The 19,908-nt window shown below is 70.0% G+C and carries 13 protein-coding genes and 3 pseudogenes; 12 read left to right on the forward strand and 4 right to left on the reverse strand.

The features are described from left to right. The first annotated feature begins 117 nt into the window (after positions 1-117). Together ACKTSN_RS05675 and ACKTSN_RS05680 are read left to right on the forward strand one after the other, a co-directional pair. Entirely contained in the window at positions 118-2,592 is a 2,475-nt protein-coding gene (locus ACKTSN_RS05675) for a SpoIIE family protein phosphatase (RefSeq protein ID WP_409468067.1), read from the forward strand. After that, a complete protein-coding gene (locus tag ACKTSN_RS05680; RefSeq protein WP_409468068.1) occupies positions 2,561-2,956 on the forward strand; it encodes an ATP-binding protein in 396 nt (131 codons plus the stop codon). The genes ACKTSN_RS05675 and ACKTSN_RS05680 overlap by 32 nt, the downstream gene beginning before the upstream one ends. 1,298 nt (positions 2,957-4,254) lie before the next feature. Here ACKTSN_RS05680 and ACKTSN_RS05685 read toward each other — a convergent pair. Continuing rightward, complete coding sequence (locus ACKTSN_RS05685; RefSeq protein WP_409468069.1) at positions 4,255-4,476, reverse strand: hypothetical protein; 222 nt, start codon at positions 4,474-4,476, stop codon at positions 4,255-4,257. 365 nt (positions 4,477-4,841) lie between these two features. Between ACKTSN_RS05685 and ACKTSN_RS05690 the strand changes: the two are divergent. Then, a pseudogene (locus ACKTSN_RS05690) lies at positions 4,842-5,660 on the forward strand (IS5 family transposase). 89 nt (positions 5,661-5,749) lie between these two features. On the opposite strand, the gene ACKTSN_RS05695 reads toward ACKTSN_RS05690, so the two are convergent. The 3 genes from ACKTSN_RS05695 to ACKTSN_RS05705 all read right to left on the reverse strand — a co-directional run bounded on the left by ACKTSN_RS05695 (position 5,750) and on the right by ACKTSN_RS05705 (position 9,373). Next, entirely contained in the window at positions 5,750-7,375 is a 1,626-nt protein-coding gene (locus tag ACKTSN_RS05695; protein ID WP_409468070.1) for a cation acetate symporter, read from the reverse strand. Beyond that, positions 7,375-7,686, reverse strand: coding sequence for a hypothetical protein (locus ACKTSN_RS05700; protein WP_409468071.1), 312 nt, complete (start codon positions 7,684-7,686; stop codon positions 7,375-7,377). The genes ACKTSN_RS05695 and ACKTSN_RS05700 overlap by 1 nt, the downstream gene beginning before the upstream one ends. 319 nt (positions 7,687-8,005) lie before the next feature. Further along, positions 8,006-9,373, reverse strand: coding sequence for a PucR family transcriptional regulator (locus ACKTSN_RS05705; protein ID WP_409468072.1), 1,368 nt, complete (start codon positions 9,371-9,373; stop codon positions 8,006-8,008). Positions 9,374-9,738: 365 nt separating this feature from the next. Between ACKTSN_RS05705 and ACKTSN_RS05710 the strand changes: the two genes are divergently transcribed. From ACKTSN_RS05710 to ACKTSN_RS05750, 9 genes and pseudogenes are all read left to right on the forward strand, one after another. Beyond that, a complete protein-coding gene (locus ACKTSN_RS05710) occupies positions 9,739-10,632 on the forward strand; it encodes an ABC transporter ATP-binding protein (protein ID WP_409468073.1) in 894 nt (297 codons plus the stop codon). Further along, on the forward strand, positions 10,629-11,570 hold the full coding sequence (locus tag ACKTSN_RS05715) for an ABC transporter ATP-binding protein (protein WP_409468074.1): 942 nt from the start codon (positions 10,629-10,631) through the stop codon (positions 11,568-11,570). The genes ACKTSN_RS05710 and ACKTSN_RS05715 overlap by 4 nt, the downstream gene beginning before the upstream one ends. Continuing rightward, entirely contained in the window at positions 11,567-12,457 is an 891-nt protein-coding gene (locus ACKTSN_RS05720) for a branched-chain amino acid ABC transporter permease (protein ID WP_409468075.1), read from the forward strand. Before ACKTSN_RS05715 ends, ACKTSN_RS05720 begins: the two co-directional genes overlap by 4 nt. Next, positions 12,450-13,706, forward strand: coding sequence for a branched-chain amino acid ABC transporter permease (locus tag ACKTSN_RS05725; protein WP_409468076.1), 1,257 nt, complete (start codon positions 12,450-12,452; stop codon positions 13,704-13,706). The genes ACKTSN_RS05720 and ACKTSN_RS05725 overlap by 8 nt, the downstream gene beginning before the upstream one ends. Then, positions 13,703-14,956, forward strand: coding sequence for an ABC transporter substrate-binding protein (locus ACKTSN_RS05730; protein WP_409468077.1), 1,254 nt, complete (start codon positions 13,703-13,705; stop codon positions 14,954-14,956). Before ACKTSN_RS05725 ends, ACKTSN_RS05730 begins: the two co-directional genes overlap by 4 nt. Positions 14,957-15,148: 192 nt before the next feature. Then, positions 15,149-16,388 (forward strand): annotated as a pseudogene (locus tag ACKTSN_RS05735) (IS701 family transposase). A gap of 252 nt (positions 16,389-16,640) precedes the next feature. Continuing rightward, positions 16,641-17,644 (forward strand): annotated as a pseudogene (locus ACKTSN_RS05740) (IS5 family transposase). 89 nt (positions 17,645-17,733) lie between these two features. Continuing rightward, positions 17,734-18,864: a hypothetical protein gene (locus ACKTSN_RS05745; RefSeq protein ID WP_409468078.1), complete on the forward strand. Its 1,131-nt coding sequence runs from the start codon at positions 17,734-17,736 to the stop codon at positions 18,862-18,864. Between the two features lie 747 nt (positions 18,865-19,611). Next, entirely contained in the window at positions 19,612-19,908 is a 297-nt protein-coding gene (locus ACKTSN_RS05750) for a hypothetical protein (RefSeq protein WP_409468079.1), read from the forward strand.

Consider the following 19,908-nt stretch of genomic DNA (forward strand, 5'->3'; position numbering starts at 1 on the left):
TCGCTGCCCAGCGGGACGGTGAGCGTGATCCATATGGCCCTGAACGAGCAGCTCGGTCAGGCTCCGCCGACAGCGAGCCTGGCGCCGGAAGCCGCCCGGATGCGTGTACTCAGGAACATGCGCGACGGACAGGCCCAGGCGGAGATACTGCAGCTCGCCCTGCATCACGCGGTGGCCGAGCTCAGTGGGCTGGGTGGCATGGTGCATCTGCGCGTACCCGGCGACAGCCGGCCGTTGCACCTGGCGGCGACGGGTGGACTGCCCCGGGAGTTCGCCCAAGAGTGGGGGACCCTCGGCTGGGAGGACGAGACCGCACCGGTCCGGGCCCTGCGGGACGGCGCGTTCGTGTGGCTGCCCACGACCGACACGCAGGCCTGCGCCCTTCCTGCCGGCACCGGGATCGCGGCTGTCCCGCTGCTCGCCGCGGAGGGCAGCTCGCTCGGCGTGCTCTCGGTCGTGACCGTGTGCGGAGCTCCCTCGGTGGCGCAGCGGGATTTCCTCGAGGCGCTCGCACAGTGGGTGTGCGAGCGCCTGGCATGTCCCGCTCCCGCCACAGGCAGCCTCGGCCCTGCCTGGTGGAACGCGGAACATCTGGCCGGGCCCCGGCTCCAGCAGGCTCGCGAGGCCGTCCGCGTCGGCAGCTGGGACCAGGACCTCCGCACCGGCGACGTGATCTATGACGAGGCGACGCTGACCGTACTCGGCATCGACCCGGAGACCTTCGACGGTCGGGTCGACACCGTTGTGGGGCTCATCCACCCGGACGACCTGCCGCGCGTCGTGGCCGCGGTGGAGCAGGCAATCCGACAGCGCTGCGAGTACGCGGCGGAGTACCGGCTGTGCCGGCCGGACGGCACTGTCGTCTGGGTGGAGGCCCGCGCCCAGGTCGTCCTCGGCGAGGACGGCGAGCCTGCTCACTTCGTGGGCACCGTATGGGACACGACGCAGAAACGGGCGGCGCTGGACTCGGTCGCCCATTCCCTGCTGCACATGAGCGACGGTTTCCTCACGGTGGATGCCGACTGGCGGATCGAGTTCGTCAACCTCCACGCCGAGCGCCTCCTCGGCCCCGCGCAGCAACTGTTCGGCCGCGTGCTGTGGGACGTCGCCGGTGCCGAAGTGCCCGGTCTGGAGGACCGCTGCCGGCAGGCCGCCGCCGCGGGCACTCCGACCGGCTTCGACGTCCAGTGGCCGGCAAACCGGCGCCGGTACCACCTGCGTCTGGTCCCGTCGCCGGACGGTGTGACGGTCTACCTCACCGACGTGACCGAGAAGCGGCTGGCGGACGAGCAGCGTGCGGCGGCACAGCGCGCTGCCGCCCGACGCACCACGTACATCGGGCGCCTCAACGAGGCGCTGGCTCAGGCGGTCTCGGTCAGCGACATCGTGGACACCGTTGCAGAGCGTGTCCTGCCCCTCTTCGGTGCCACCGACCTGTTCGTGCAGCTCGTGGACGGCGAGAGCCTCCGAGTGACAGGAAGCGCCGGGTCCCAGGAATTTCTGGACAACTTCCCCGACAGGTTGAGCCTGTCCGATCACATCCCGAGCAGTGACGCCGTCCACCACGGCGCCCCGCAGTACGTCCTCTCCAGGCGGGAGTTCCGCGAACGCTATCCAGATGTGGCCGACCTCGCATTCGCGGGAGGGAAGCATGCCTGGGCGTACCTGCCCCTGATCGTCTCCGGTCGTCCCGTCGGCTGCCTCGTCATCTCCTTCTCCCGGCCGCGTCGGTTCAGCGAGGAGGACCAAGCCCTGCTGACCGCGCTCAGCGGGCTGGTCGCCCAAGCCGTCGAACGCGCCCGCCTGTACGACGCCGAGCACACCCGCGCCCAGGAGTTGCAGCGCGGCCTGCTCCCGCTGGCTCTGCCCTCCGTGCCGGCCGTCACCACCGCTGCCCACTACGTGCCGGCCACCAAGGGTCTGGACGTCGGCGGCGACTGGTACGACGTCATCCCACTGTCGGCCGAGCGAGTCGCGCTCGTCATCGGAGACGTCATGGGACACGGACTGTCCGAAGCCGCCACGATGGGGCGCCTGCGCACCGCCGTACACACACTGGCGGGACTCGAACTGTCCCCCGACGAGCTGCTGTCCCACCTCAACGACCTGGTCAGCGACCTCGGCGACGACTTCTACGCCACCTGCCTGTACGCGGTCTACGACCCCACCGACCAGGTATGCACCATCGTCCGGGCCGGGCACCCCCCACCTGCCCTCGTCCAGCCCGACGGCACCGTCCACTTCCCGCAGCTGCCTCAGAACCCGCCGCTCGGCGCGGCCACGCCGCCCTTCGAGACCGTGGAGCTGACGGTGCCCGCCGGAAGCCTGCTCGTGCTCTACACCGACGGCCTGGTCGAGTCCGCGTACCGCGACATCGACAGCGGCATGGCCCACCTGGCCAAGACGCTCACCCACGCCCCCCCTGTCCGACGGGCACGATCCGGGCGCCACGATCGCCGACCGGGATGCCGACGCCCGGCACCTCGACCAGCTGTGCACCGAGCTCGCTTCCGCTCTCCTCTCCGCCAAGGAGCAGACCAGCGACGACACCGCGGTGCTCGTGGCCCGCACCCACGCTCTCCCCGCCGGTGACGTGGCGTTCCGGGAGCTTCCCGAAGGTCCGATCGCCGCAGGCCAAGCCCGCGACTACATACGACAGCAGCTCACCGACTGGCAGCTGGACGACCTCATCTGGACCACGGAGCTGATAGCCAGCGAGCTCGTCGGCAATGTCGTCCGCCATGCGAGAGGCCCCGTCCACCTGCGTCTCATCCGCGGCCGCTCGCTCATCTGTGAGGTCAGCGACGGCAGCCTGACAACCCCGCACATCCGCCGCGCGATCGAGACCGATGAAGGCGGCCGCGGCCTGCAACTGGTCGCCGCACTCTCCCAACGCTGGGGCACCCGCTACACCTCCGACGGCAAGTGCATCTGGACCGAGCAGCTCCTGCCGTAGTCGGTCGGCGATGTTCTCGCGGACCTTCCGTGTCGTGCCAGACGAGAGCCTCGAGACTGCCGCCCCTGGCCGACGCCTCCTTTTGTCGAAGTCGTTCATTTCGCACCCTGGAAGGGGAACTTGAGGTCCGAGACGCCGAGGGGGACGCAGTGGGCGGACCAGTACACAAGAAGCGACTTCGTCGCTTGACGCATGTCTCGGTCTTGGCCCTGGTCATCGGCGTTGCCTTACTCAGCTGGTCAGCAGTGCTGGCCGCCGATTCAGATCGGGGGGTCGCCGAGCCACCGAGGAAGAGCGAACGCCCAACCGCGGAGGAGCCGACGGATCCGGGGGACGGAGCGCCTCGTCCGACAGCGACTCCGCCCGAGACCTCAAGGCCAAATCCGTCCGCGACCTCAAGCCCGGATCCGTCCGAGACCTCAAGCCCAGGATCGACACCTGCCGAAGCCCCGGAGAACGACGACCGACGGGGCTCCACAGACGCGACCAGCCCAGCGGAAGTGATCACGGCGGTATCCGGCGCTGTTTCCGCCTTGGGCGGAGTCTGCGGTGGTGTTGCCGCGGTCATCGTTGCTCTGCGTACGCCGCGCCCTGTACCAGCCCCTGCATACCCGCCGTTTCCGCCGCACCCTCCGCGCCCACCGGACGACCCTCCTACGGATGGGGTACAGCCGTAACCGGGTTCCGAACGACGATGTCCAGATACCGAGGGACCATGCCGAGACGGACCACGACAAAGGCCCCGACCGGCGAACGGTCGGGGCCTTTCATCTGCCCTGGTGGGCGGCTGCGGAGGATAGGAGATTCGAACTCGTGAGGGGTTGCCCCCAACACGCTTTCCAACTGTGTCGGTGGGGGTGTTGGGCGGTGTGCAGGGGCGTTCACCTGCGTTCATGGGAGGTTGGCCACCCCTGCGGAGGCGGTTCCCGGCCGCGTCTGAACGGCCGTGAACGGCGCTGAATGAGACGGAAACCGAGACGGCCGCACTCCTCACCGCAGCACCGGAGACGGCCCGCGGTCAGTTGCCGGAGCCACCGTCATTCGTGGAGCTGAGCTGCCTTGGGCCGCGCCGCACGCATGCCCGAGGCGGGCTCCTGTGTGTCCTCGAGCGGCAAGGTCTCGTCTTCCCCGAAGTCAGGGGCATGGAAGGGATTTGTCGTCGGAGGCGGCGATGCTGCAGTGGAGCAGCGGGGTTGCCCTTCCCGGGCGGAAAACAGCGACGTCAGATCGATGAGAGGTCTCTCTTCCGTTACAGGTCCCTGAAGGGGCCTGGTGTGCCGTGACCGGGCACAGCGGTCCTACAGCTTGGTCATCTTGCCGTACGGGCTCAAGATCCGCGTTTGCGCCGAGCCGAAATCCACGAGTGCCGCGATTCCGTCCTCGACGCCGATTACCCGGCCGAGGCCGTACACGTCATGTGTGACCTGGTCGCCCACGGCGAAGTGCTTGGGAGCCGGTGTGACCGGGGCCTTGAAGGGGCTGGTAGGCAGATGACGCTTCGGTGCAGCAGGCTTTGTCATGACTCAGTATGAGCCTACGTGTATCCCGCTCGCTGTGTCCGTCGGCACAGATCCGGACGGGAACAACCGCGTCAAGCCACTGACCTGGGGCTTCGAGACCTGGTGAGGCGAAACTCGACCGCAGGTCTCCTTCGCTGACAGCGGCTGATCTCTGCATCTGGCACGGTTGTGGCACGAACCTCAGCCGACGACAGTCAGCTCGATGGCGAATGAGCCGACCGATCAGGCGCGCGTATGCTCCGGCCACTCCCACTGGCCTCGATCACGCTGCCGGCTCGTGTGGGTCTGTACGGTCTTCGGTGTAACTGATCGTTTCAGAATGAGTTGAGCTGCGGGCCTTGTGCTTGACGATCATGGTCGGCAGGATGTCCGGAGTGCGTGCTGATCTTGTTCCTGACGACCTGTGGGAGCGGGTGGCTCCGCTGCTGCCACCTGCCCCGGAACGGCGCCGCCGCTATCCCGGGCGGTTGCGTGTTCCTGACCGGACAGCACTCGCCGGCGTCCTGTTTGTGCTGCGGACCGGTGCCGCCTGGCGGGACGTCCCCGCGGAGACGGTGGGCTGTTCCGGAGTGACGGCCTGGCGCCGGCTGCGGGACTGGACCGAGGCCGGCGTCTGGCCACGTCTGCACGCCGCCTTGCTGAGCGAGCTGCGCCGCGCCGACCTGTTGGAACTGGAAGACTGCGCCGGGGACGGCTCACACGTCCGGGCCCTCAAAGGGGGGATCACGTCGGCCCCTCGCCCGTCGACCGGGCCCGCCCCGGCTCCGAGCACCACCTGATCGTCGACCGCCACGGAACCCCGCTCGCCGTTACCCTCACCGGCGGCAACCGGCACGACGTGACCCAGCTCCTGCCCCCTGCTGGACGCGGTCCCGCCGATCCGGGGCCTGCGGGGACGCCCCCGTCGCCGGCCCCGGCGGCTGTACGCGGACCGGGGCTACGACTTCGACAAGTACCGCCGCCTGCTGTGGAAACACGGCATCAAACCCGTGATCGCCCGACGCGGCGTCGCCCACGGCTCCGGACTGGGCAAGGTCCGTTGGGTGGTCGAGCGCGCCTTCGCCTGGCTGCACCAGTTCAAACGGCTCCGCATCCGCTACGAACGACGCGCGGACCTCCATCAGGGCCTGCTCGAACCGGCCTGCAGCCTCATATGCCTCCGCCGCCTGCGAACCTCGTTTTGAAACGATCAGTTACTCGGCTTGCCGTGGAAGCGGCGGTCGGTGGAGCGTGTGAGGGCGCTCCGCCGACCGCGCCTTCGTGCGTCAGTGCGTCAGTGCGTCAGGCTTGACCGGCGCCTCCGCCACCGGGCCGTATGCCGCTGTCCCGTCACGCTGCCGAGCCAGCCGAGCAGGAACGCGACGGGCAGCGACACCAGGGCGACTGTCTGGAGCGGGAACCAGTCGATGTGCCACTCGGGCACCAGCGCCATCGGGTTGCCCGAGAAGACGGGGCTGCACACCTGGAGTCCGATCGCGGAGCCCAGGCCGCCGTACAGCGTCCACAGCAGTCCCCGGCGCGTGAAGCCGCGCCAGGACAACGCGTACACCAGCGCCGGGAGCAGGCAGGAGGCCGCCACCGCCAGGGAGAGCGTGGACAGGAAACCCATGTTCCAGCCCTGGACCCACACCGCGCAGCAGATGCTCAGCACCCCGACCAGGGCGGACGCGATACGGGCCGCGGCCACCTCCCGGCCCTCGGTGGTACGCCCGCGGCGCACCACGTTGGTGACGAGATCGTGGGCGACCGCGCCCGCCGCCGCCAGGGTCACGCTCGCGACAACCGCAAGGGTCGTGAGGAACACCGCGCAGGCGACCAGCACGACGAGCCATGCCTCGCCTGTCTGCGCCGACGATCCTCCCGCCAGATCGCCGGTGAGCATCAGCAGGCTGCTGGTGGCTCCGGGATCGGCGGCGAGAATCTTCGGGGCACCGATCACCGCCGCGGCACCGAAGCCCATCACGGTGGTGACGAGGCAGACGGCGCCTACGATCCCGATGGTGTGGCGGACCGTACGTCGGGCGGCGGCCGGGTCGGGCGCGGTGTTGAGCTGGGTGGCGACATGGGGCAGGCACGCCACGCCCAGCACCACGGTGATCATCAGGCCGATGAAGTCGAGCGTGCTCTCGACCGGGCCGCCGGCGGCGAAGCGCAGGCCCGGACGCATGTAGCCCTGGGGTCGGCCGCTGCCCCGAGCGGCGGTGTCGATGAGGGAGTCGGCGCTCCAGTGGAAGCGGTGGAGCAGCACCGCGGCCACGGCGAGCGCCATGGCGAGCAGGAACACTGTCTTGATCATCTGGAGCGCGATCATGCCTCGCATCCCGCCGAAGGCCGTGGCGCAGACGACGAGCGTGCCGATCATGACGATGACGGTCTGTTCGGCGCCCGGCCCGGAAAGGCCGAGCAGCATGGCGGTGGTCCGGCCCGCGCCGGAGAGCTGGACGATCAGATACGGGATACAGGCGCTCAACGTGACGACGGCGGCCGCGATCCGCACGGCGGGCCCCGGGGCGCGCAGGGCGAAGGTGTCGCCGAGGGTGTAGCTGCCGCGCTCGCGCAGCGGGCCGGCCAGCAGGAGCAGGACGCCGAGCGACAGCACGGTGCACAGGGCGATGAACAGGCCGTCGAAGCCGAAGACCGCGACGGCTCCCGTCGTACCGAGCACGGTTGCGGCGGAGAGATAGACGCCGGAGAGGACGATGGCGCCCTGCACGGGGCGCAGCCTGCGGCCCGCGGTGTAGAAGTCGTTGACCCGGTCGCGCTCGGGGCCGTTGAGCACACAGATGAGCAGCATCGGGACGATGAACGTCAGAAAGCCGACGAGGACCCAGGAGCGGGTGTCCGTGTCCAGGTCGAGGGTGCCGGGTGCCCCTGCGGCGAGCAGCATCTGAGGAAGCATCAGCGCTCCCCCTGCGGCTCGTACAAGGCCTCGCCGTAGGGGGCCTCGTCGTAAGGGGCTTCGCCGTAGGGGGTGCGGTCGTAGCGCGCCGCCGTCCACAGCAGGAGCGAACCCTGGGCGAGGAGTGCGACGACGCCGAGGGTGATCTCTCCGGCGACTCGCGTGGCCAGCAGGTCCTCGGCGGTGCAGGCGAGCAGGAGGTGGACCGCGAAGGTCAGTCCGTTGACGAGCAGGAAGGATCTGCCGGGCGGGTGGGGCCGGGGTCTTTGATGGTGCTGGGGGGTGTGCGGATGGGCGTGCTGATGGGCCATGGAGCTCTCCTGGCGGGCAGGGATGCGCGCATCGCCCGGCTCGGGCGATGCCTTGCGCGGGCATTGCCCCTGACGGCATTGCCCCTGATGCGGGCTCACCAGAGCACGTACCGACCAGTCAGTCCATGCGCTTCGGGCACGCCGTTGTCCGCTCCCAACGCCGGAGGGAGGTGACTGTGCTGATGCCCATTCAGCCACCTGCGGGAAGGAAACCGGCCACGGCGGTACGGCCGCCGGGAGAGGTGACGGGCATGCGCGGCGGCCCGAGCCAGGGCACGCATCGCGTGCTCGCGGTGGACATACGTCGCAACCTGCGGCCTCAGCCGTCCACGTCGCGATCCCAGGCGTCCGCGCCGCCGAGGACGGCCGCAGGCCCGAGCAGTTGGAGTGCGTCGAACGCGAGCGTGAGCCGTACGAGGTCGCGGGGGCGGGACAGTTCGAGCCCTGTGATCTGCTCGAAGCGGCGCAGCCGGTTCAACACCGTGTTGCGGTGGCACAGCATGTGCCGGGCCGCTTGGACCGCCGAGCCGCCCTTCTCGATCCACACCCCGAGCGTGTCGATCAGCGTTTCGCGGTCGGCGGGCTCCAGGTCGTACAGCGGCCGGAGCACCCGCAGGGCGAGTTCGGCAGACAGGTCGGGCCGTGAGATGAGCAGACCGTCGGGCAGACGGGCGTCGAGCCGGGCGACCTCGCCGTCTCCCCGGCAGGTGCGCAGGGCGAGTCCGGCCATGTCCCGCGCCCGGGGCAGGTTCTCCAGACCCTGGACGACCGGGCTGACGCCGATGCGCATGCCGGGACCGGCGTCGAGGGCGGAGACAAGCTCGCCGAGCGGGCGGTCGCCGAGATGGGCGACGAGCACATCGCGCCGGCCCCCGGTGTGGCGCAGGACGCGCATGCCGCGGATCTCCGGGACGGCATCGGGCGTGCGGCCGAAGGGCGGCGTGGCCCGTATCTCCGCGACCGCGAAGCGTCCGTCGGGCGGCAGGTTGAGGATCGACGCCGCGTCCCGGATGAACGCCGGGTCGTTGCGGCTCTCCAGCACGGCGGCGAGGATCAGGCGCACGCGCTCGTTGTGGCGGCTGGCCACACCCTTGGCGACCTGGCGGTAGGCGTCGGCCAGCAGGACGCAGTCGCGGTCGTTGCTCTTCCACACCAGCTCGGCCACGCGCACGAGGTGGCGCTGGTCGCCGAGGCCGTCCCGCTCCACGGCGCCGATGATCCCGCTCCAGACCTCCGATCCGGCTACCCGGAAGGCGTGCAGCACCTCGTCGAGGGGGCGGCTCTCCTCGGCCCGGCGGATGCCGAGCTCACGGGTGTAGCGCTCGACGTCCATGATCCGGTCGGGGTCGAGGGCGGCCTCCAGGGTGATGCGTACGCCCTTGTACACGGACTGCGGCAGGTCGGGCGGTGCGAGCACCGGGTCGGCGTAGTACGGCACCTCGGTGCGGATCTGGTCCACCACGGTGTCGCTGAATGCCCGGCCGCGCCCGAGCAGGCGCCGGCAGGCGTGGTCGAAGAGCTGGTGCGGCGAGGGCTCGTCGGCGGGCTCGGGCAGGGTCGGTGGCGAGCCGACGGCGGTGGCGCCGGGGGGTGGGCCGACGGCGGCGGCACCAGGCCGCGGACCGGCGGTGGTGCTGGCGGTGGTGACGCGGGGGCGGACCGCGCCACGGACGGAACTGGTGTGCATGGACCCTCCAGACGGACGGGGCGTGCGAGAACAGCACGGCGGGTCGCCATGTCTTGCGCTGCGCGGGTCGCAGGTGGGTGGCTCCACCGGCCGGCGATCGGCGTGTGCCCATGGAGCGCACTTCAAGGAATCCACATGCTAAGCAGTCGGTCATCCCTTGAAGCGAAACGTCCGTCAAATCGTGATGATCCGCGCACAGCAGGAGGTACGGATTGTGCCCCCTCACAAGCGGATCACGCCCCGGCTGGGAGCTGACAGCGGCTCGCTCCCAGTCCGTGGACGCCCCGCCACCACCGTGTTCTCGTAGCGCTCCAGTCCGGCGCCCGGCACGCGCCCGCTCGACGATGAGCAAGGAGAACGCCCTGATGAGCCCACCAGAGACCGAGGCAGAGACCGAGGCAGAGACCGAGGCGGGGACCCTTCGGGTCAGCGATCTGCACGTCAGCTATGGACGGTCCGTGCAGGCGCTCCACGGGGTGTCGCTGACCGTACCGCAGGGCCGGATCGTGGCCGTACTCGGCTCCAACGGAGCGGGAAAGTCCACGCTTCTCCGTGCGGTCTCGGGGACCCTCGCACTGCACCGCGGCACGGTCGAGCGCGGCACGGTGCACTTCGACGGCGTACGGCTGAGCGGCGCCGCCGCGCGGTCCGTGGCCGCCGGGGTGGTGCAGGTGCCCGAGGGCCGGCGGATCTTCGGCGCCCTTTCGGTGGAGGACAACCTCCGGGCCGGGTTCCTGGGGTCGGCATGCCGCTCCCGCGCCGAGCTGCGGGCGGCCCGCGAGCGCGTCTTCGCGCAGTTCCCGGTGCTGGCCGAGCGGCGGCGGCGGGCCGCCGGGCTGATGTCCGGCGGCGAGCAGCAGATGCTCGCGATGGGCCGCGCGCTGATGGCGGCGCCGCGGCTGCTGCTCCTCGACGAGCCCTCGCTGGGGCTCGCGCCGCTGATGGTCCAGCGCATCGCGGAAATCATCCGTGAGATCAACGCCCAGGGGACCTCGATCCTCCTCGTCGAGCAGAACGCCGCGATGGCCCTGGAGCTGTCCGACCGCGCGTCGGTGCTGGACGTCGGCCAGGTGCGGCTGGAGGGGGCATCGGCCGCCCTCGCCGCGGCGGACGAGGTGCGACGGCTGTACCTGGGCGAGACGTACGAGACCAGCTGCGGCGCGCCCGACGCGGACGGCGACGCCGCGTACGTGACGGCCGCGAGCGCTCCTTCCGTGACGGGACCGGGACTGACGGAGCTTGGCAGGTGGAACGGATGAGCATCGGCACGACGGACACGACCCCCGAGGCCGCCACGACCCCACCGGACAGAGGACCCGACCCGGTCCCGGCCCTCACGGTCGAGAACCTGACCGTGCGTTTCTCCGGCCTGGTCGCCCTCGACGACCTGTCCTTCACGGTCGCGCCCGGCACGATCCACGCGCTCATCGGCCCCAACGGCGCGGGCAAGTCGACCTGCTTCAACGTCATCTCGGGCGTCTACCGCGCCACCGCCGGAGCCGTCCGGTACGCGGACAAGGACCTCACCCGCACCGCACCGCACCGCATCGCTCAGCTCGGCGTGGCCCGCACCTTCCAGAACATCGTGCTCACCCACGGGACCGTCGCCGACAACCTCATGCTCGGCCGCCACCGGCTGACCCGGGCAGGCTTCACTGCGAGCGCGCTGCGGCTGCCCCATACAGTGCGCGAGCAGCGCCGCCACCGGGAGCGCGCGGCCGAGATCGCCGACTTCCTGGGCCTCGGCCCGGCGTTCGACAAGCCGGTCGGCGGGCTCGCGTACGGCGACCGCAAGCGGGTGGAGATGGCGCGTGCGCTCTGCATGGAGCCCAGGCTGCTGCTGCTCGACGAGCCCGTCGCCGGCATGCACCCCACCGAGCGCTCGGCCATGGCCGAGACGATCGCCCGGGTGCGTGACGCCCTGAACATCTCGATCCTCATCGTCGAGCACGACATGGGGCTGATCATGCGGATCGCCGACTCGGTGACCGTGCTCGACTTCGGCCGCCTCATCGCGGACGGGCCGCCCGAGCGCATCCAGAACGACCCGGCGGTCATCAGTGCGTATCTCGGCACCCCGGTCCAGGACACCGAGTCGGAACCGGAAGCCGAGCCGGAACCGGAATCTGCCACGGACACGGACACCGCCGAGGCTACCGCCCCGGACACCGAGCGCGACTCGGAGGAAGCATCATGATCAAACTCGCCGAAACCGTCCTCAACGGACTGGCGCTCGGCTCCGTCTACGCCCTGATAGCCCTGGGCTTCGTCGTGATCTTCAAAGCGTCCGGCGTGATGAACTTCGCGCACGGCTCCCTGCTGCTCTTCGGCGGCTATGTCACGGCCCGCCTCCACGACGCCATCGGCTTCATCCCCGCCGTCCTCGTCGGCGCCGCACTCGCCGCGGCCCTCGCCGGACTCGTCCAGCTGCTGGCCACCCGCGGCCTGCGCGGCGCGGAGATCCACACACTGACCATCCTCACCATCGGCGTGGACGTCCTGCTCAGCACCGAACTCAACCGGCAGGTCGGCGCCGACTACCTCACCATGGGCGACCCCTGGGGCGCCGATGTGACCCGGCTCGGCAGCATCACCGTCGCCGACGCCCGGATCGCGAGCATCGTCGTCGCGGTCATCGTCATCGGCGCGTTCTTCGCCGCCTTCCGCTGGTCCCGCTGGGGCCTGTCCATGCGGTCCGCCGCCGCCGACCCGGAAGCCGCGGCCCTGATGGGCATCCGGCTGGACCGCGTACGGCTCATCGCCTGGTGCGTCGCCGGGGCGCTGGCCGCGCTCGCCGCCGTGTTCCTCGCCGCGTTCCCCGCGCCGGGACTCGACCGTACGACCAGTCAGATCGCCCTGAGCGCCTTCCCCGCGGCGATCCTCGGCGGCATGGACTCGGCCGCCGGCGCGCTCCTCGGAAGTCTGGTGATCGGCCTGACCGCGGCGATGGCCGCCGGCTACCAGAACGAACTGAGCGTCCTCGGCGCCGGATTCTCCGATGTGGCCCCCTACCTCGTGATGGTGCTCGTGCTCCTGGTCCGGCCCACCGGTCTCTTCGGATCGAAGGAGCTGACCCGTGTCTGACACTCGCGACACCACTGGCTCCCATGACACCACTGGCACCGTCGACACCGTGGCGGTTCCCGCCCCCGCGGCCGCCGATTCCCCGTCCGTCCAGGCCGGGTGGTCCGGCAGGCTCGGTCCCCACGGGCGGCGCGCGGCCGCTCCGGCCGCCGGCGTACTGGTCCTGCTCGCCCTCCCCTTCTACGTCACCTCGTTCTGGCTCCAGACGGGCCTGTTCGCCATGGCCGCCGTCATCGGCGCCAGCGGGCTGAACCTGCTCTCCGGGACGACGGGCCAGCTCTCCCTCGGCCACGCCTTCTTCCTCGCCGTCGGCGCGTACGGCTATGTGTGGCTGGCGGTCGAGCCGTCCGGCACCGGTTCCAGCAGCCTGTACGGCCTCGGGCTCCCGCCAGTCCTCGCCTTCGTGCTGGCGATCGTGCTCGCCGGCGCGGCGGGCGGCCTGTTCAGCCCCATCTCCGGCCGGCTGCGCGGCATGTACCTGGGCCTCGCCACCCTCGCCCTGGTCTTCCTCGGCCATCACATGATGCTCAACGCCCCGCAGGTCACCGGCGGCTTCAACGGCCGTTCCGTACCGCCGCTGGACATATTCGGCTTCTCCTTCACCGACACTTCCCCTGAGGGGCTCGCCGTCCTCGGCGTCCCCTTCGGGGGGCTGGAGCGCCTGTGGTACGTCGGCCTGGCCCTGATGGCCGTGGCCTGGCTCGCCGCCCGCAACATCCTGCGCGGACGCCCCGGCCGCGCCCTCGGCGCCGTACGCGACAGCGAGGTCGCCGCCGCCGTGATGGGAGTCCATCTCACCCGCTACCGCGCCTCCGCGTTCATCGTCTCCTCGATGTACGCGGGTGCCGCGGGCGCCCTGCTGGCCCTGGTGTTCAAGCGCGTCGTCCCCGACCACTTCGGCCTGCTGCTGTCCATCGACTACCTCGCGATGATCGTCATCGGCGGCCTCGGCTCGGTGGGCGGCGCGGCCTGCGGCGCCGTCTTCGTCGCCCTGATCCCCCACCTGCTCACCAAGTACGCCGACGACCTGCCCCTGCTCACCGCTCCCGGCACCACGGGATCCGGCGTGTCCCCGGGCGACGCGGCCCGCTATCTCTACGGCACCGCGATCGTCCTCGTTCTGATCTTCGCCCCCGGCGGCCTGGCCGGACTGGCCCACAGACGGCCGCGCCGCAAGGGCGACGACTCCCCCCGCACCCGGCGTTTCCCTCTCCGCACCCGCACCACCCCGAAGGAGCACACCCCGTGAGAAGCACCCGACTTGCCCCGGCCGCAGCCGTCATCGCCGCACTCGCCCTGAGCGCCACGGCCTGCAGCACCAAGAGCGGCACCGACGCGAGCAGTGCCGGCAGCGACGGCGTCAAGACCGGCCCCGGAGTGACGGAGAAGACCATCACCCTGGGCGCGCTCACCGACCTCACCGGCCCGTACGCCTCGCTCGGCAAGAGCATCGTCAACGCCCAGCAGCTGTACGCCGACCAGCTCAACGCCTCCGGAGGCATCTGCGGCCGGACCGTCAGAATCACTGTCAAGGACCACGGCTACGACGTCCAGAAGGCCGTGTCCGCGTTCACCGAGACCGAGCCGAACGTGGCCGCCGTGTCCCAGATGGTCGGCTCCCCGTTGGTGTCCTCGCTGTCGCAGGAGCTCGAGTCCAAGCACCTGCTCACGTTCCCGATGGCCTGGGCCTCCACCCTGCTGGGCGGCGAGTACGTCCAGGTGGTCGGCTCCACCTACGACGTCGACATGATCAACGGCGTCGACCACGTCGTCCGTACGGCCAAGCTGAAGGCGGGCGACAAGATCGGCCACGTCTACTTCGAGGGCGAGTACGGCGAGAACGCGCTCGCCGGTGCCACCTACGCGGCGAAGAAGGCGAAGCTGACCGTCGTCGGGCAGAAGATCAAGCCCACCGACCAGGACCTGACCGCCCAGGTCACCGCGCTCAAGCAGGCCGGCGTCAAGGCGATCCTGATCAGCGCCGGTCCGCGTCAGACGGCCGCCCTGGTCGGCACCGCCGCCGCCGCGGGCTTCACCGTCCCGGTCCTCACCAGCTCGCCGGGCTTCGCCCCGCAGCTGATGGCGACCCCGGTCGGACCCGCCCTGGAGAAGATGCTCCAGGTGGTGAGCCCCGCCCCGGCGTTCACCGACAACCCCGCCATGCAGAAGCTCGCCAAGGACTACAAGGCGAAGTACCCGAAGGACCTGCTCGACTCAGGTGTCGTCAGCGGCTGGAACGCGATCAGCGTCCTCGGCGAGGACCTCAAGGCAGCCTGCAAGGCGAAGGACCTGACGCGCGAGGGCATCGCCGCTGCCCATCGCAAGCAGTCCCGGCTCACCGTGCTCGGCGTGCCGCTGAACTTCTCGGACCGCACCAAGCCGCCGACGTACCAGTCCTTCATCCACAAGCCGGCGAAGACGGCCCCCGGCGGCCTCGCGAACGTCGAACCGGCCCACGAGGTGCCCGCGGCGCGGACCTACGCCCTGCCCAAGGACTGAACCCGCCCGGCTCAAGGGCATGACCAAGGAGCTAGTACTCCAGCAGTACTTCGCGTCTTGACCTGCGCGGTTGTCGAGCGGTGGGAGTGTAGCGGGCACCGCCCGGTCAGGGGCGGCTTCTGACCGGGCACCCCTCGAAGGAGTGTCCCCGACGGCAAGCGGTGTCCCGGGGCCGGGAAGCCTCCCGTCGTGATCGCAACCGAACAGGCAGCCGAGACCTGGGACCACGACCTGGACGACCTCTTCACCGACATCGGACACCGCTTCGGCCGAGTCGAACCCCGCCGCCGCATGCGAGCCTACGTCCGCGGACTGCTGGCCCCGGTAGCTCGAAAAAAACAGCTGGCAACTGGCCGAGCACGCAGGCCACGCCACACCGGACGGCATGCAGCACCTGCTCTCCCGCGCCCGCTGGAACCCCGACGACATCCGCGACGACCTGCAGGCTTTCGTCGCCAAGAGCATCGGCCACCCCGACGGGGTACTGATCGTGGACGACACCGGGTTCATCAAGAAGGGCACCACCTCGGCCGGTGTCCAGCGCCAGTACTCCGGCACCGCCGGCCGCACCGAGAACTGCCAGATAGGCGTCTTCGCCGCCTACGCCAGCTCCGCCGGCCGCGCGTTGGTGGACCGGGAGCTGTACCTGCCCAAGTCCTGGACAGGCGATCGTGACCGCTGCCGCGCCGCGAAGATCCCCGACGAGCGCGAGTTCGCGACCAAGGGCGCCCTCGCCAAGGCGATCGTGCTGCGCGCACTGGCCTCACCGTTGCCCATCGCCTGGGTCACCGCGGACTCCGCCTACGGCCAGGAATGCCGCTTCCGCCGCACGCTGGAGAACGCCGGTGTCGGCTACGTCGTGGCCGTGCCGAAGTCCCAGTTCACCGTGGGATGCCCGCGCATCGACCACCTCTTCGCCCAGGCTCCGCCAGACGCCTGGGAGCGCCGCTCGTGCGGACAGGGAGCCAAGGGCCTGCGGATGTACGACTGGGCCGCGATACAGCTGCCCGCAGTCGCTGAATTCGACTACCAGGGACAGGAGTTAATACGTCGGCGGTGGGCGCTGGCACGGCGCAGCGTGAGCAAGTCGGACGAGATCGCCTACTACCTCGCCTACGCACCTCTGGACGCGGGTGTGGACGACCTGGTGCGGGTCGCCGGCACCAGGTGGGCGATCGAGGAGTGCTTCCAGGCGGCGAAGAACGAGTGCGGCCTGGACCAGTACGAGGTCCGCCGCTACGTCGGCTGGTACCGGCACATCACCCTCGCGATGCTCGCCCACGCCTTCCTCGCAGCCATGACGGCGCAGGCCCGCGAAAAGGGGGCTGCATCGGTGAGGAAGCCGAGGTCATCGAGCTCACTGTGGCGGAAGTGCGGCGACTCCTGGCAGCTCACGCTCCCCGACGCTCCCATGCCCACACCCACGCGCTGAACTGGTCGCACTGGCGTCGACGACGCCAAGCCGTGGCCCGCCACTGCCACTACCGCCGTCGGGGACACTCCTTCGAGGGGCGCCCGGTCAGAAGCCGCCCCTGACCGGGCGGTGCCCGCTACACTCCCACCGCTCGACAACCGCGCAGGTCAAGACGCGAAGTACTGCTGGAGTACTAGGGCGCGTATCGAGTCGTGATCAATCTGCGGGATTCGCCTTCGTAACGGGGTCTGGACCGGTAGACCTTCTTGTGTGACGCGAGTGCAACTGACGGACGAGGAATGGGAGTTCATCGAGCCGTACCTGCCGATCGGCGAGTACGGCCCGTACCCCGAGCGGCTCCGGCAGCAGTTCGAGGGGGTGATCTGGCGGTTCAAGACCGGCGGACAGTGGCGGGAGATGCCGCAGGAGTTCGGTGCCTGGTCGACCGTCCACAACCGCTTCCGGCAATGGCGTGACGCCGGCGTCTTCGAGGCCCTGCTGGAGGGCCTGATCGCGGAAGCCGCGAAGCGGGGTGAGATCGATCTGTCCCTGGTCGGCATCAACTCCACCACCGCGCGCGCTCACCACGACGCAGCTGGGATGCGCCTGGGCGAGGATGTGCTCACCGCCCTGGAGAAGGCTGCCACCGAGGCGGAGAAAGCCAGGTCAAAAGGGGCAGCCTCGAAGAACAAGACGGACAGGACGCCGAGTTCGATCCCGGGCGGGAGGAACGACGACGCATCCGGCGTCGGCGAAAACTCCGGCTGAAGGCCGCCCTCCTGGGACGCTCCAGGGGCGGGCAGACCAGCAAGGTCCACCTCGCCGCCGACCGCAAGTGCCGCCCGCTGGCGTTCGTGCTGACCGCGGGCCAGGCCGCGGACAGTCCGCAGTTCATCCCGGTGCTCAAGAAGTTACGGGTCCGCGGCCCCGCCGGCCGCCCCCGCACCCGGCCGGACGCGGTCGCCGCCGACAAGGCCTACTCCTCCCGCGGCAACCGGGCCCACCTGCGCAGACGCGGCATCAAGGCAGTGATCCCGGAGAAGAAGGACCAGGCCGCAAACCGGAAGAAGAAGGGCTCCGCAGGCGGTCGACCCGTCAGCCACGACGCCGCCCTCTACAAGGAGAGGAACACCGTCGAGCGCCTGATCAACAAGCTCAAGGCCTGGCGGGGCATCGCCACCCGATACGACAAGACCCCGGACAGCTACCTCGCCGGCCTCCACCTACGAGCCTCGATGATCTGGATCAAAGACCTCACCCGGACCACCAACTGATCACGACTCGATACGCGCCCTAGGCGGCGCCAGCAACCTCGCCCGGTCCCCGTCCCCAGTCCATCAGCGACGGCAGTAGGGTCCGCCGTGTGAGCGAGTACCAGTACTACGAGTTCCAGGCCCTCGACCGGCCGCTCAGCCGCGAGGAGCAGGACCAGTTGCGGGCCGTCTCCAGCCGGGCCCGGATCACCGCCACCAGCTTCACCAACACCTACAACTGGGGTGATCTGAGCGGAAACCCGCGCCGCATGGTCGAGCGCTACTTCGACGCGCACCTGTACGTCACCAACTGGGGCACCCACCGGCTGATGCTCCGCCTGCCCAGGCAAGCCCTGGCCCCGCCCACGGTGAAGCCGTACTGCCTGGACCACCGCGTCGACGCCTGGACCACCCGCACCCACCTGCTGCTCGACCTCACCAGCGAGGACGAAGGCGGCGACTGGATCGAGGGCGCCGACGACTCACTGGCCGCCCTCATCGGCGTACGCGACGAACTCGCCACCGGCGACCTGCGCCCCCTCTACCTCGCGTGGCTCTCCGCGCTCGCCGCCTGGGAACTCGAAGACGACGAAGAAGAGGAGTACCAGTCCTGCCCCGAACCGCCTGTCCCGGCCGGCCTCGGCGAGCTGACCGCTCCGCAGCGCGCGCTCGCGGACTTCCTGCGTGTGGACGCCGATCTGCTGGCGGCCGCGGCGCAGGCCAGCCCGCCGAGCCCAAGGAAGTCGGCCAATCCCACGAAGAAGGAACTCGCGCCACTGATCGCCGCCCTACCGGAGCAGGAGAAAGACGCCCTGCTGCTGCGGCTCGCTCTCGGCCCCGAACCGCAGCTGCGTACCGAACTCCTGCACCGACTGCGCGGCACCGCCGCCCCCACTGCGATCCCCGGGCGCCGGTCCGCCGCCCACCTCCTGGACGCCGCCCACACCCTGCGCGCCGAACGCCGGCAGCACGCCGAACACGAACGAGCCGAAGCCCGCGCCCGGCACCTGACCGCCCTCGCACGCGAGGCCGAGTCCGCCTGGCAGCGTATCGAGGCGCACATCGCCACCAAGAAGAGCACCGCCTACGACCAGGCCGTCGCCCTCCTCGCGGAACTGCGCGACGCCTGCGCCCACACCGGACAGGACACGGCCTTCCACCAGCGCCTGACCCGCCTGCGCGCGGACAATCAGCGCCGCCCCGCCCTCATCCACCGCCTCGACCGCCACAGTCTCCGGTAACGCCCCGCATCCGGCCCGCGACCACAGTGCGACCACCAGCCCTCCAGCAACGCGAAAAGCCGCCCTCCCTGAGCGGGAGAACGGCCTCCGACCTGCATCAAAGCTGGTCGGGACGACAGGATTTGAACCTGCGACCCCTTGACCCCCAGGAGCCCCTGAGCGGCGTGCGACGGGTCGTTCTTCGAGGTCACGGTCAAGCGTACTCGGCCGGGTAAAGGAGTCTGCGTGTCCTGGCCTCGCCGGGCATCCGCGGCGTCTCCGCGCAAGCGCCGCGACACCGCAGAGGGCACCAGGCCCCTTGAGGACCTGAGCACCTCCGCGAACGCCTTCACCACTGCGGACGGTGGATCCGAACTCGCCGAAGCGGGACTCCCCGACCAGAGCGTGCAGGGCCCACCCCCGCGAACATGGCACGAGATCTTGTACGGCCACCGATCTATGCGCGAGTCGATCCGGCGCACCTCGGCCATGTCACTGGAGGTGGCGAAACCAGTGAGTCCGTCGACGGCGACGTCGCGCCCACCCCGCGTCTACTACTCCCTCCCTGCCTGCCTGGCACTCCCGATCAGGGCGCCGCCCTGCGGCGCGTCCGCGATCAGTCGGCGCGACCGATCGGGACACGCTCAGGAGACAGAGGCAACCTGACCTGCACGGACACATGGATCAGCGCCCATAACTGCACGTCACACCCCGAGCGATACCCAGCGCCTGAGGATAGGAGTATTCTTTGGTACCAGGAGGTAGATCGTGAACATCACGGATGAGAAGCGGCGCAGGGCAGCCCGGACGACGGCGCCCCTGAAGGTTGATGCGGCCATAGACGAGCTGATCGCCGACGGTGCGCACTTCCTCGGCATGACAAAGAAGGACCTCGTCGCCGAAGCCGTGCGCGTCTACCTGGAGATCCGCCGCGAAGAAGTCCGGGCGAACATGCTCGAGAAGATGCGCAGGCTCGACGGAGGGCTGGAATCGAGCGTCTCGCTGCTGACCGGGCTGTCGCCCGAGCGAATCAAGGAGCTCGGCGGAGTGGGCGAGGACGACTGA

The organism is Streptomyces flavusporus, assembly GCF_046267975.1.
In the GTDB taxonomy this organism is placed as follows: domain Bacteria; phylum Actinomycetota; class Actinomycetes; order Streptomycetales; family Streptomycetaceae; genus Streptomyces; species Streptomyces flavusporus.